7 protein-coding genes are annotated in these 15160 nt (G+C 42.3%); 4 read left to right on the forward strand and 3 right to left on the reverse strand.

The genetic code is table 11. From position 1 onward, the window contains the following. Window positions 1-72: 72 nt before the first annotated feature. Both LDO37_RS21145 and LDO37_RS21150 read right to left on the reverse strand, forming a co-directional pair. Window positions 73-1158, reverse strand: a complete 1086-nt coding sequence (locus tag LDO37_RS21145; RefSeq protein WP_126609964.1) for a GGDEF domain-containing protein — start codon at window positions 1156-1158, stop codon at window positions 73-75. Window positions 1159-1160: 2 nt separating this feature from the next. Beyond that, window positions 1161-1652 (reverse strand): molybdopterin-dependent oxidoreductase, encoded by a 492-nt coding sequence (locus tag LDO37_RS21150; protein ID WP_126609965.1) that lies wholly within the window; start codon window positions 1650-1652, stop codon window positions 1161-1163. Between the two features lie 563 nt (window positions 1653-2215). Here LDO37_RS21150 and LDO37_RS21155 point away from each other — a divergent pair. From LDO37_RS21155 to LDO37_RS21170, 4 genes are all read left to right on the forward strand, one after another. Beyond that, complete coding sequence (locus tag LDO37_RS21155) at window positions 2216-4375, forward strand: transporter substrate-binding domain-containing diguanylate cyclase (protein ID WP_126607268.1); 2160 nt, start codon at window positions 2216-2218, stop codon at window positions 4373-4375. After that, entirely contained in the window at window positions 4372-5610 is a 1239-nt protein-coding gene (gene codB, locus LDO37_RS21160) for a cytosine permease (protein WP_126607267.1), read from the forward strand. Before LDO37_RS21155 ends, codB begins: the two co-directional genes overlap by 4 nt. 41 nt (window positions 5611-5651) lie before the next feature. Further along, window positions 5652-6992, forward strand: a complete 1341-nt coding sequence (locus LDO37_RS21165; RefSeq protein ID WP_126607266.1) for a sigma-54-dependent transcriptional regulator — start codon at window positions 5652-5654, stop codon at window positions 6990-6992. A gap of 685 nt (window positions 6993-7677) precedes the next feature. Then, window positions 7678-10809 carry a galactose-binding domain-containing protein gene (locus LDO37_RS21170; protein ID WP_126607052.1) on the forward strand — a complete coding sequence of 1044 codons (3132 nt, stop codon included), beginning with the start codon at window positions 7678-7680 and terminating at the stop codon, window positions 10807-10809. Between the two features lie 834 nt (window positions 10810-11643). Here LDO37_RS21170 and LDO37_RS21175 read toward each other — a convergent pair. After that, window positions 11644-14475, reverse strand: a complete 2832-nt coding sequence (locus LDO37_RS21175) for a galactose-binding domain-containing protein (protein ID WP_185829747.1) — start codon at window positions 14473-14475, stop codon at window positions 11644-11646. Between the last annotated feature and the right edge of the window lie 685 nt (window positions 14476-15160).

Here is a 15160-nt window from a genome sequence, read left to right on the forward strand (position 1 = left end):
GAAAGCCCTAATTTGAATCAGGAATAGGGTTATGAGTACATAATGGCTTGTCAGCTTCGCTAATATTGAGTGTTAAGCGGCATCATCAAAGAAGTCATAACAATTACCGCCATTGGATTTTGCGTGATACATGGCAATATCTGCCGATTTTAGAATATCGACCCAAGATGCTTGGTATTCACTGTCTAAACAAATACCTATACTGACTCCAACCTTACAGTCTATTGAGCCAACACGTATAGGTTTCGATAATGTTTCAATAATGCTTTCTGGCAACAATTGAGGCTCTGTCTGGCTTTGTTTTACAATGGCAAACTCGTCGCCACCTAAACGTGCGATAAACTCTGTGTCATTGCAGGTTTCTTTGAGACGGGCGCTGATTTTTTTCAACAAATGATCACCAACATCGTGACCATAAGTGTCATTGACGAGTTTGAACCCGTCGAGATCCAATAACAAGACGGTAAACTGTGCTTGATTCTGGTGTTTTAAGTCTTTGAGTTTGTTTTGTAAAGCGGCTCGGTTTGCTAGTCCTGTTAAAGAATCGTGGTAGGCTAAGTGGCTTATCTTTTGGCGATCTTTCAGCGTCACGTACAATAGAAAGCCTCCACATAGGGCTAGTCCTGCGTAGCTGTACCCCATAATACTGTTTAAACGAACCAGTTCGTAATCACGCAGGTAATTATTTTCTGCTACACGTTGGAATTCTTGATTCATCAACGCGTTAATTGTTTCGGCCGTTTGTTGCCCTTTCGCCAAATATTGTGAGAAATGAATGGCATTAAATGAATCAGAGGTTGGATCCAGTGTTTTAAATGATTCAAAAGTACCAACAATAATCTCTAATCGACCTTGCTTTTCCATCAGGTTAGCCGATTCCGACCCAATTAGTAGAATTTCAAAAGCGGACCATGTTAAATCATAGCTGGTAATTAGGTCGTCAATATTGGTTGTTCCTCTGAAATAATCTTTAGCAGCCGTCAGATATTCTTGATGCAGCAACATGAGTTGCACTAAAGCTCTTCCTGTTGAGTGTTCGTTTACCGCTAATAGATCCAAACTTTTCACTATTTGGGTAACGCTGACCATCGCACATAACAAAAAAAGAACCGCTACAACTATCAATACTGGGGTTTGAAAACGGCTGGGTAGGGGCATTATCAAGGCTCCTTCGAAAACACTTCGACATTAATCAGTTGCCACACCATATAGTCGTTAAATATTTGAGGTTGGAGTTCTTCATGGTGATCTTTCGGTAAAATAAGCCACAATGGGCCTTTTCCACGAACCGACATTTTTTTACCGTTGTCTTCCCAAGCTAATATCGGGGCAAATTGACGAATGTGTTCGAAATCAAGCGTTACTTCGTACTTGTCGAGTGCTTTCAAAGTCAGCCACGTACCTTTTGCTTTGGCATCGTTTAGGATGTCTTCTAGTTTAGGTCCTTTATAGGTATGGGCTTCATTCGTCCATGGCGTGTTGGTGGTAATTAATAATTGAGGAAATGATTTTATGTTTTCTAAAGTATAACTGGCAGGGTTTTCAACGTCACCAGTAACAGTTAACACTTTATTTTTACCTTGCGCGGAGGTAAGTCCCGAAAAAACAAGTAAAAATATAAGGACATAGAAATTTTTAAGTCTTACGCGCATATTCCCTCCATGAGAATTTTAAAACCAAAAGTACTAAACAACTTATTATTTTAAGGTCAAATTCCGTTTTATTGTATGAATTTTGAGATTTGTCTTGTAATCAAGAATAGCATGCGGTTCACCAATTATCCTGAACTATACAGTTATTTAGTGATCTTTAGTCTTGTTTGGAAAACTTGAAAATCGGTGGGGAAGTTCTGGCTTTTAACAATTAGCTCAATAATTGTTTTTGCAACAATGAGTTCGATCCAAAAGAAAATATGTCTAACGCGGAAAATAGGTTTTTTATTATGGGGATGAGAACGAAAATTAATATATATGCATATTATTTAATGTGAATTCCTACGATATTCACTAAGTTAAACTATATTAAAAGGTTAGAAATATAATTTTTAGTAATTACTTTTGAAGTTGATCACACATGAGTAGCAAGTATTAACGAATTGGAATCAATATCACCGGTGACTGAGTTAAAATTAGCCCCCGTTATATTGTGACACTCAATCCATATCATTTTTGGATTTTCACTTTCAGCTCAAATTGAAGAGGATACTCTCCCTTAGATGTATAAGTTTTCACATATTCTACGTTGGATTCTTCCATTAGTAGTGACGTTGATATTAGTGGCTAGAGCTCAGGGAGAGGAAGCACTAACAGCCAAAGAGAAACTGTTCCTAGAACGGCATTCAGTATGGAAGGTACATTCGGAAGATTATTGGCCTCCATTCAATTATCGAGAATTTGGCGAGAGGAAAGGCTATTCAACGGAATTGGTTCTTTTGCTTGCTCAACAAGTCGGTACAAAAGTGGAATTTGTCGATGTGGCAGACTGGGCTGAGGCGTTAGATAAACTCAAGGCAAAAGAGCTTGATATCATTTCTAACATGACGCCTACCCAAGAAGGTCAGCAATTTGCCAAGTTCGCCGATTCAAGAACCATTGCTGTCACTAATGCTCTTGTATCGAGTGATGCCATCAACTCGATAACCAAACTTTCTGATTTGATAGGAAAGTCACTTGCGGTTGTGCAAGGGGCGGCAGAAATTCCCGTTATCCGAGAAAACTACCCTGAAATTCGTTTGGTAGAAACCCAAGATACGCTTCATTCCATTGAAAAAGTGGTGAGCGGGAGAGTTACTGCAGCATTCGATAGCGAGCATGTATTACGTTTTTATCTCGAAAATTATATCGATTCTCCCCTTCGTGTTACTTCTCTCGCTGAGAACGTTAACCTAGGAGTCTATTATCAAACCCTGGCAGTTCGAAAAGATCGTCCAGAACTTGCCTCTATTCTTGATAAAGCCTATTTGTCTTTGTCGCCTGAAACCATTCAATCGCTTAAGCGTAAATGGCTGACTAATAACCAAACAAACAAAGTCAATGTGCTCAACCTAAACCGAGATGAGCGCATGTATCTGAATGAAAAACAAGTCATTCGATATTGTACTCACCCAGACTTCTTACCTGTGGAGGGTACTTTGGATGGAAAAGCACAGGGAATGACAGGTGAGTATGTTCAGTATTTTGAGAAAAGCCTCGCCATAAAATTCGAACACGTGTTAAGTGCAAGTTGGAAAGAATCGCTTCAAAATATAGAAGCGGGCAAATGTGATGTTCTCACTCTAAGCCGCCCAAACAAATCTCGCCTAGATTACATGACCTATACCCAACCCTATCTCTCTTTGCCTGTTGCTGTCGCTATTCATCAGAATACGCCTTATGCCGCTGAAATCAGTGCGTTGGTGGGGAGATATGTTGGCTTTAACCGAAATCATGGTCTTGCGGATGAATTTCGCGAGCGTTATCCCGATGTTAACTTTGTTCCTGTAGATTCGGCATTTACGGGTCTTCAAATGGTTGAGAACAAAGAACTCTTTGGGTTTATCGGCGCGCTTCCAGTTGTGACTTATCACCTGCAAAACTATTTCCCTAATCTTATGGTGGGAAGTCGGATGAATCAGTCGTTTCCTCTGAGTGTTGGTGTGAATAAAGCCGAAGAAAAATTAGCTAACATCCTCAATAAAGCCATCGAGAAAATGGACATTCGTTTGCATTCTTCCATCCTAAACTCATGGACACCTGTAAACTACAAACCTGTTAGCGATAACCGACTGGTTTGGGCGGTGTTGACCATTGGTTTCATCGTGGTGTGTGCGATAGGGTACAGCTACTATGTGTTGCAGATGAAGTATCGCAAACTTGAAGAACTCTCCACAAAAGATCAGCTTACAGGGTTGTATAACCGCTATACCATCGATACCGTTTTGGCAGAGCAAGTCGCGCAATTTGGTTTTAGTCGCAAACCCTTCAGCGTGATTCTCGGAGATATTGATCACTTTAAAATATTGAACGATCGCTACGGTCACCTAATCGGAGATCAAGCTCTGATAACCATGTCCCGAGTGTTTGAAGAAAACATATCAGATTCTGATCTAGTGGGTCGATGGGGCGGAGAAGAACTGATCGTTATCTGCCCGGGTAAAACCGAAGAACAAGCGGAGTACTTAGCTGAAACGTTGAGGCTTGCCATTAATGCAGAATATTTTGATGAAGTGGGTACTATGAGTTGCAGTTTTGGTGTTGCTCAATACTTCGCAAAGCATTCCATAACCGATTTAATGCAAAGAGCAGATAGAGCCCTTTATCACTCCAAACGTATGGGGCGAAATACCGTCACCAGTTACACCGACTTTCACCTTCAATATAAAGGTGATGCGACATGATTTTTGATGAAAACTTTAGCCTCCGCCCTGTTCCTTATTACGCAAGAAAGCGAACGTTGGCTTTGGGTCTCGTGCTGGTTGGTCTTACGTTCTTCTCTGCTAGTATGCAAGCGGGTGGTGTGGTTTGGGGGGGATTATCAACGTCAGACTTTATCTGGGTAGTATTGGCGGGCAACGTAATGCTGGCTTTGTACGCAGGCTTACTCGGTTATATCGGCTCAACAACAGGGCTATCAACTCATCTTCTGACCCACTTTTCGTTTGGGCACAAAGGTTCTTGGCTTCCCTCTTTGATATTGGGTGGTACGCAAGTTGGTTGGTTTGGTGTTGGGGTTGCCATGTTTGCCATTCCCGTGAGTAAAGTTATTGGGGTGGATGTGCGCATTCTGATTGGAGTAAGTGGCTTGCTAATGGTGAGCACCGCCTATTTTGGTATGTCGGCCCTCATATTTCTCTCTGCTATCGCGGTTCCAGCCATCTTATTATTTGGTGGTTATTCCGTTATGTGTGCACTAGAAACATTTACCGTGGGTGCGCTATACGGTGAATTGAGTTCTATTCCAAACAAGCTAAGTACAACAGAGGCCTTAACCTTAGTGGTGGGGACTTTTATTAGTGCCGCCACCTTAACTGCTGACTTTGCGAGATTTGCCAAAAACCACAAAAAAGCCTTGTTCATTACGGTATTGGCTTTCTTAATTGGCAACTCGGTAATGTTTGTGTTTGGCGCATTGAGCAGCTCGAGTATTGGGTATGCGGACTTGTTTGATGCCATGCTGGCACAGGGGCTTTTGATTCCTGCCATTGTTGTTTTAGGTTTGAATATATGGACAACCAACGACAATGCTTTGTATGTGTCTGGACTGGCATTTTCGAACATCACGCGCTTACCTAGTCATCGTTTGTCGGTGCTTAACGGGTTGCTTGGCACCTTATTTGCGCTTTGGCTTTACGATCACTTTATTGAATGGCTACACTTTCTTTCTCTCGCCATTCCTCCCGTTGGTGGTGTGATCATTGCTGACTTTTTAATGCGTCGTCATCAATATCAAGATTACGCCAGCGTTGAATTTCAAGAAGTGAATTGGTTGGGCATTTATGCGTTTGTGATTGGTATCATCGGAGGCGCTATTCTACCCGGAGTTGTCCCCGTGAATGCCGTAATCATAGCTATGTTGTCCTACTGGGTGTTACATTTAAAGCCTGTGAAAGCGGCAATATGCAGAGCGTCGTAATCACAGGACCTAACTCCAGACATTAAAAGGCAGTATTCAGAATGGATTCTCAAGTCGTACTGATTGAAGATGATGATATCGTTCGCCAAGCAACCAGCCAATGGCTACAACTCGCAGGGTTTTCCGTTACCGAATATGCCGATGGTACGTCGGCATTGGAAGGGATTTCGCCTTCATTTACAGGTGTTATTGTCAGCGATGTAAGACTGCCTGATTACGATGGCTTGGCATTAATGAATGCTTTGCTGAATCGAATTCCTACGGTGCCTATTGTATTGGTTACTGGGCACGGTGATGTAGACATGGCAGTAAAAGCCCTTCGTGATGGCGCGTTCGACTTTCTTGAGAAGCCGTTTGATCCTGATCGCCTTGTTGATACTGTGAGCAATGCGTTCTCTTCATTACAAGCCAATCAAGAAAGCCAGCAAAGGCTCGAATACTTGGATCAGTTAGACGGGTTAGAGCAAGTTCTGATTGGGCAAAGTGACGTGATGGTGAATTTGCGTCAACAATTGGCGAAAATAGCGATGATGGACACAAATGTCATCATTTATGGTGAAACAGGGTGTGGGAAAGAATTGGTGGCGAATTGCCTCCATAACCTCAGTACACGAACTGGTCACCGATTTGTGCCCATTAACTGTTCGGCGATTCCTGAGAATTTGTTTGAAAGTGAGCTATTTGGTCATGAAGCTGGCGCATTTACTGGTGCCGGTAAACAACGAATCGGTAAGTTAGAGTATGCCGACAAAGGGACTCTGTTTCTGGATGAAATTGAAAGTATGCCTTTGTCTATGCAAGTGAAAGTACTCAGAACGTTACAGGAACATACCGTCGAAAGGGTAGGTGCAAATAACCCGATTCAAATCAATCTGCGAGTTGTTGCGGCGGCGAAAGACAATCTATTTGGCCACTCCAATTTCCGTCAGGATCTCTATTATCGGCTTAATGTTGCACAACTTTCGCTTCCCCCTCTTAGGGAGCGCGATAAAGACGTCGTCATTTTGTTCGAACATTACACCCGTCAGGCGAATCCAGAATGTCGCCCAGCGACGCTCAGTGATAAACAGACACTATTGAGTTACCGTTGGCCGGGCAACGTTCGAGAGTTACGAAATGTGGCGACGCGTTTTGCTCATGATGACCTTTCGGTCGCTGATATTCTGTCGGAGTCGGCATCGTTATCATCAGAACCTGTTATAAACACCTTATCTTTAGCAACCCAAGTGCATAACTTTGAACGTAAAGTGATTGATAAATCGTTACGTGAGCACAAGGGGAACATCACCCAAGTAATGGCTGAATTGGATCTTCCAAGGCGAACACTTAATCAGAAAATGCAAAAATACGGTTTAAGCCGGCAGGGCTACCTTTCTAAATAACCGATTTAAAAAGCTTTATACCCTATCTGAGATGAGCGAAATTTCCTGATAGCTCAGTGGAGTTTCGCTCAAAGGTCAGATAACTCATCTCAAGTCATATTTCATTAGCCTGTTGTTATTTTCGACAGTGAAGATCATTGACGTCTCCGATTGCCTATTGAGATCAATATTGCATTGTGCATGAAATTATATGTAACGAAGTGGTTTTTTACTCATTTTGAAGTCTGATTTTTTGATGACAACGCATAAGTGTATGAAGAATCAACCAATGTTAAGTTGATGGAAACATCATAAGACTTGGTATTTAAATAACCTCCCGAAATCAAATATATCAATAAATATATTTAAACTCATCACGTTAATGTGGGTTTTACTCAATGTAGATACCTTTCATCCTGTCATTAATACGTGCATTTTTGCGCATGAGTTAAAGCTTGTACTTACGTGATATGCATCATTATTGCAAATATAAAATTAAATTTTATATTTGCATTCTTGGAGTCCCGCCCATACTTAAATTCGTGGGAATCATTCTCACTATTGTCCATAAATGATGACAGCGGGATTGAAAGGGCTTCCGTGAATTTCCTTTCTTTTGCGTCAAAATGGACAGAAAAAGGCGCATATTTTGCGCGAAAAATTGAATAAGGTTTAGTCACAACAAACTCAAGGAAGAGGTATTTTCGTGAAGCTGAATTATTTACCGTTACTTTTGTCTGCTTTGGTCTCGCAGAACATTCTGGCCGCCGAGCCGGAAGATGTTCTTCCAGTGCCATCAGAGAGACAACTATCGTATCTTGATAATGAGATGAATGCATTTTTTCATTTCAGCCTTAATGGGTACTACAACCGCGAATGGGGAAATGGAACAGAAGATCCTGAAATATTCAACCCTCACCAGTTCAATGCAGACGAGTGGGTACAAGCTGCAAAAGATATGGGTGCGAAAAATATCATTTTGGTTGCCAAGCACCACAGTGGTTTCCATCTATTCGATAGCCCTTATTCTGACTATGACGTGGCAAATACACCTTGGGGAAGAACTCAGACGCCACCGCGAGATATGATGAAAGAGGTCAGAGACGCTGCGATTGACAAGGGCATTAAATTTTCTGTCTACTTGTCCCCGTGGGATCGTCACCATCCGAACTACGTTGTTTATAGAGACGACTACTCTCGTGAAGATGACTACGATCAAGCGATGAAGATTTATGACGATTTTTTCTCCAACAGTTTGCAGTATGTCCTTGATAATTATGGTCCGATCCATGAAATGTGGTTTGATGGTGCCGGCACGGGGCCTCAATTTGGTCGGACCGGCTTGGATTTCGAGCGCTTTATCCAAACGATCAGGAATAGGTCACCTGAAACAAACATAGCAATCGTTGGACCAGACATTAGATGGGTTGGCAATGAACACGGAACAGCACCGGAAAATGCTTGGAGCATCCACCCGCTTTCTGACCGTGACGACAGATACAACGAAACTGGTGTGGTATTAGATGGTCGCTTCAGAGGAATGTCCTCTTCGGAGCGTTTGAACTTTTATCCTAATGAGTGTGACACGCCTATCCTAGAAGACGATCACGGGCATATTAAGTGGTTCTGGTGGGATTCTCATCGGGTAAGGAGTCAGGATACACTGTTTAATACTGTTTATTTTGACTGCGTTGGTCATAACAGTAGCTTGCTGCTCAATTTGTCTCCAGATACCGAAGGTAAAATTCCTCAAAATCAGTCGGTTGCTGCAAAAGCCCTGGGTGATTCCATTCGCATGACATTTTCTAACAACCTTCTTTCCGGTGCGTCAGTTAGTGCGAGCAGTATCTATGAATCGACGTACAATCCGAGTAAGGTCCTTGACGGTAATAAGAACACCTACTGGGCGGCGCAAGATAAAAGTGGATGGCACCATACACCTAGCGTCTCTATTCAGGAAGAATCGTTAACATTTACAATGGACACTCCGATCAGCTTTGATGTGTTTTCAATTTCTGAACCCATTTTTAAGGGGCAACGTATTACTCACTTTTCAGTGCAGTCCCGTTTAAATGAAGGAGAATGGAAAACCATCGTTGATAAAGGGCTTATTGGAACCAAGCGCTTAGTCAAACTCCCTAGCCAAGTGATTGCAGACGAGCTCAAGGTGGTAATTGATGGATCGCGAGATGTGCCGCTCATATCAGAAGTGGGTGTTTATAAACACGAGCAAAGTAAAGTGGACGTTACATTTAGCCCATCTGAGACACTTCAGCCGCAACCATTTGAAGTGACGCTTACCTCCCCAATAGATAATGATACAATCTACTATACAACGGATGGTTCAGAGCCTACGTACAACTCACCGGTTTATACAAACCCAATTTCCATTTCTCAGCCAACGACTATTAAAATACTCAGCCGTTCAGCGGGAATCAAAAGCAGCAAGCAATATTTCTTGGGTACAGCTAAAAACCTGGCGATAGACTCTCGTGCAGTGGTGTACCAATCTAGCGTTCATGCTTCTGGTGCAGGTCCAGAGCGGGCTGTTGATGGTAATGTCAGTGGTCATTGGGGGCATCGTTCTGTTACCCATACAGGAGAAGCCGCAGGAGAAGCTCAAGACCCGTGGTGGGAAATAGATTTAGGGCGAGAAGTCTTTGTTAGTAACATTGTTTTGCATAACCGAACCGATTGTTGTTCTGAACGATTGGACAACGTGACGGTTCTTGCTCATTTTGAGCCGTTAAATAGCAAGGTGCCACTTCAGGTCAAAAATCATCAAGGTGTGTTTGTAGGTAACACGGGCGAAAATGTCGGTAGCAGTGTATCGATTCCGGTAAATAGGCAGTCTCGTTTTATACGAGTTCAGGCGGAAGGCAGTGACCGCTACTTATCACTTGCAGAAGTACAAATAATGGGAATAGAGAGCAGCGATATTGTTCATAACGTCGCCAAGAATATGTATACGGTACAAAGCTCAAATCTTGGCGGCGAAGATACATCGAATAAAGCTGTTGATGGTAATACAAATGGCAATTTTAGAAATGGATCAGTGAGTCATACCAGTGAGAACGGAAGTGTAGGTGATACATGGTGGCGTGTGGATCTAGGTGAATCTAAACCCATTTCCCAAATCCGGATCTTTAACAGGACGGATTGCTGTTCAGATCGTCTAGCGAATTTCGATGTGTTGGTATCAAACAACCCGAATATTGGAAGCAATGTGGCTTGGAGTCATTACCAAGGGCAACCTGTTGGTGACTCATTGAACTTAAATCTCAACAACGTACAAGGTCGTTATGTAACGTTAAAAAAACGCGACAACACTATTCTTTCGCTTGCTGAAGTTGAAGTCATGTCAACTGAACGGAGTCTTGGTTTGAACGTATCAACCTTTAAGCAGGCTTCACAAAGTTCGGAACATAGTTCTGGAGCGGCTGCTTCACGGGCAGTGGATGGTATCGATAGTGGTATTTGGGGGCATGGTAGCGTTTCCCACACAGGAGATAATGACACAAATGCATGGTGGCAGGTCGATTTAGGTGACAAGCGCACTATAGGATTGGTAAAACTCTTAAACCGTACCGATTGTTGTGGAGATAGGCTGGAAAACCTTCGTGTTCATATAAGTGATAGCTCGTTTGGTAATGCGACGAATGAGGATATTATGGCACGTGATGATGTGGTGACGGTTAACTACAGTGGTCCAACTAAAGCAGAAATGGATATTGTAGCGGGTTACTCAGGTCGTTATCTGCGTATCAGTCGAGATGGTGTGACCGAACCTTTGCACATAGCTGAAGTAGTGGTTATTGAACCCATCGTTGGAGATTGAACCAACACTTGAAGGTAAGGAGGAGGCTAACTAAGCCTCCTTTTTTTATCTGAAAATAAAAAAGCCTGACTTAGGTATCGGGCAAAAAGTGATATCTGGTCGTGCGTTGTGAAGTTCTACTCACTTTCAGCATGTTGGTGTGCAATATAGTGAAGTATTTATACCGCAAGGCTCGTTGAGTTGGTTGTCCCGACCAAAATGCGTACTAGCGCACTGGAAATCATGTTCAGATAAATAGACAGACTGCGATAGTCAATATCGACTAAAAACTAACCAAGCGACCTGAACAAGGGCTTCTACGACTTTTGCTCATGTTTCCTGCCATCTAATTGGTGGTTAGATCTCGTGCATTCTTCAGCTCGGATGCAGGTATCCAAAGTCGTCATCATTACATATTGGAAAGGGCTTGGTATTAAACTGCGTTCTTTCTCGGGTACTGAAACAGAAATGAGCCTCTGAATCCTGCATCTTGACGTCACCTAGGCATATACAAATATGAATAAGTATTTGATCAGTATCGCTGATTTCCTTGTCACATCTACGATGTTAGTTGTTTATTGAGTAGAACAACTGCACACCCAGCCTCTGCCTTGTTCAAATAACCCACAACTAGTTGTAAAAACAGAGACGAGAAAGTCTTCAAGCGAGTTCATAGCAAGGCATACTTTGCCTGCGCAAACTTAGAACGGCTATAGATCTTAATTATTATTACTCTAGTGGGAGGTGAAAGCGCTGGGTTTTTGGGTTTGTGGGATATATCGGTAGAAAAGCCAGTGATGTAAAATCACTGGCTTTGATTTGGTTAGGTATTTTTACTTTTATATCTGAAAGTTATTACTCAATCTCAACTTCCGCGAAGCTTAGTACGCCAGTATTTTCTTTTCGAATTAAGACGTGCCTTGCTGAAACGGTTGGAATAAGTACTTCGGCTACATCGCTGATTACATTGACCTTAATAACATGCTTTGATGCATTAATGTTTTGGCTTAATGAAGCCGTTGTATCAGGAAGGTCATCATACAACATGATGTATACATCATTGGTTCTTGTTAAACAGCAATCAGTTCGCGAATGAATTGTGATTTTGTTGATAGCCTGAGTATTGCCTAGATCCACGCTCCACCATGGTTCAGCCTCACTTTGAGTATGTGTAATTGTCCCTGTGCCGAAGTATTTACCAACAACGCCATCAACTGCTTTTTCAGCATATCCACCTACGAGTGTTGAGCTTTGTGAAGCATTTTGGTTGAGCGCCAAGTTATTTGAGACATCAGGGGCTTTCAATACGATAACTTCTGCGAGAGAGAGAATACCTTGACCCTCAATCTGCACGCGGATATAACGACCATTCAGAATTGAGGAAATGTTCCAAGACTTCCCTACAGCATCACGACTGTATTGAGTAATATTTGGATCATTTTTAAGCTGTTCAAGTGTTTTCCCCTGCATTGAGGTATCGGACACAAACACATAGACATCTTGAAGCCTGCGGAAACAGCAGTCAGTGCGATTAAGCAACGTAATATTGGTAAACGCTTCCTGCGCACCAAGGTCAATTTCCCACCAAGGGTTGAGCTCGTTCGCTGTGTGTGTCACGGATCCATTGTGGTAGTTACCATCAACGTTTTGGTCAATGGCGCGCTGGGCGCTGCCGCCATATTGGGTAGAGCTCTGGGTCGCTGTGCCATTTACGGTAAGGTTTCGTGAGTATTGGAGTACCTCTATTTCTGCAGTATTCAGTACCCCATAATCTGCACTTTGAACTTTTACGTAGCGTGCATTGCCATTGACTCTCGAAGAGAGCACACGTCCAGATTCACTTTTATCCAGCAACGCAATGTTTTCAATTGCCTGTAGATTACCTGTTGAATCCCAGAGCGAATAATCAATCGGGGAATCACTCCAGTGAACTGCAATTTTATTCAGTCGATCAGTGCAACAATCTGTGCGGTTCCACACGCGAATTTCATCGACATGATGAGTGCTTTCCAAATCAACAGACCACCAAGGTTGATCCTCTGTCTGCGTGTGTTGGAGCGAACCCCTTGAAACGTATTCTTGGTTAACCAAGTACTGGTTTTCACCTGAATAGTCGCCATCGACGGCTTTATTACTGACAAGACCACCAAAGGTTGAACTTTGAGAAGTGGTTTTCCCAAACGCGATATTGTTACCGGGAATTTTCTGATTTATAAATACCAATTCATCTTTGATTTCATTGATATCTTTCATGTGTTCTCTGATAAATTCTGGCATGGTTCCAGCTTGTACAATAGGAAGGTTCAGCAGGAATGTGCCATTGGGTGTAAGCGTTGTTTCGTAGAGAATTTTTGCAAGAAAATAAGGATCTTTTGGACCCCCTGAAGCATTAAACGAGAACCAGTTACCCGCAGAAATGCCAGAGTACATAGTGTTGAACCCTTTGACATGAATAAATTCGGGATCCAGTCCATCAGCTAATGTTTCTAGTGACGTTAAGTCTGCAGTGTCGTTCGAGTATTCCTTATCATTATTCACAATTATTGTTGATGGTGATATGTGACGGATAAAGTCACGCAGATCTTGATAAGGGACATAGTCATAAGATGCAATCTGTCCCCATGCGTCAAACCACAGTAAAGGTACCTCGCCATATTCCGTCAACAGCTCGCGCAACTGATTTTTAATAAATAATGGATCTTGCGTCCGCTTCGTCCAGTTAATTACTGTCAGCCCATTGCTGGTATCAACACCTTCCGGTCTTGGAGCTGTCGATGTCGTGTTTATCTTTGGATCGCGTCTGTCCCATATAGAAAAATATATCGCGGGTGTTACGCCCACTTCCCTAAAAGACTCCATGTACTCGGCAACAACATCACAATCACAAGGTGAGTTTAGAGAATTATGATCGGTGTATTTCGTATCCCAAAGAGAAAAGCCATCATGGTGCTTTGCAGTAAGCACGGCATAGGTCATGCCAGCTTCTTTTACGATATTCGCCCACTGGCGAGTGTCTAGATTTGTCGGGGAAAAGTTTGATACTGGAACGAAAGGATCTGCCCACTGCCTGTAATCATAGGTGGACATATTGTAGTGCAGGAATGCACCATATCGGTGTTCATCAAGGAACTCTTTTACAGGGAGGGGCGGAAGGGTCTCGTCACCGAATATTTCTACTTCAGCAAGTGATAGATAGCCGTTATCCGGCTTTTTAACCATCACGTACTGATAATTTTCAGACACTGCTTGTGAAACGATATCGTTTGTGTTGTCAGAATAAGAAATTGACCGTACACCATTGTGATTGTTCAACTCAGTAACAGTCATCTCTGACATATCAAAGTTGGAGAGATAAACATTAAAATTGCTATTCCGCTCTTCGCAGCAATCATTGCGAAAATAGATCTTTATCTCTTTAAGGTTCTTGCTAGTTCTGAGGTCAACTTGCCACCAGGGTTCGATCTCATTATTGGTATGTGTAACTGAATCAAAATTGTAGTTTTGGTCAGTGCGCCCGTCTATAGCCCTTTCAGCAGTTCGACTAGCATAATCTGAGCTTTGCGTTGCTATACCCGCGAGTGCGTAATTTCGTTTATCTCCTGTATTTGCTGGTGATGCAATTGCACCTCCAGCAAACAATAGCATTGCGCCGGATAGCAAGATTGGTTTTAAGAATGCCAAATCCATTTGGGTACTCCTTTGAGTAAGCTTTTTCATTGATCAACGATGTTGTCCGTTAGTTCTATAACCTTTAAGCCCATAAGACACAACTAGTACAAACCAAACTTAATGTAGTATGCTGTAGTTTTGTGTGTTTTGTTTGAGCTTCATGCGGCTATTTGGCATGTTATGTTCGTTTTTTAGGCTATCTTATAGTTGTATTCATTGCAAATAAAATAGATTGTTTCATATATGAAATTATCCGGTGATCGGGTAGGTAGATTTGTATAAATGGATTAGCTATACCCAAGTAATCTCAAGATGCTCGATTCAGCGAGAATTAACTGGCTTTCAGGTAAGGCACCGATTTGAAGAGCGAGTGGCTCTAAATCAATAATCGGCAACACAGTATGAAAACCAGTGAGGCTCCCCCTCGAGAGCACATATTCTGTCCCATTTTCTTCGTCAAATAACATGGAAAGGAGTCGTCATTTCTCTGCGTTTTTTCTTGAACTGAAACAGAATATGAGGGTATGAACGTGCCAACTGAGGTTACTTAGTCAATCTGTAATGAGCGAAATTTTGCCGATAGCTTGGTGGAATTGTGTTCAAAGGTCAGATAATTCATCTCAAGCCATATTTAACAAAGAATTTACATAAAACGCGATGAGCAAGATTTTGCTCATCGAATTTAACTCGTATAAGCGGAATT

It is taken from the genome of Vibrio penaeicida, assembly GCF_019977755.1.
GTDB classification, from domain to species: domain Bacteria; phylum Pseudomonadota; class Gammaproteobacteria; order Enterobacterales; family Vibrionaceae; genus Vibrio; species Vibrio penaeicida.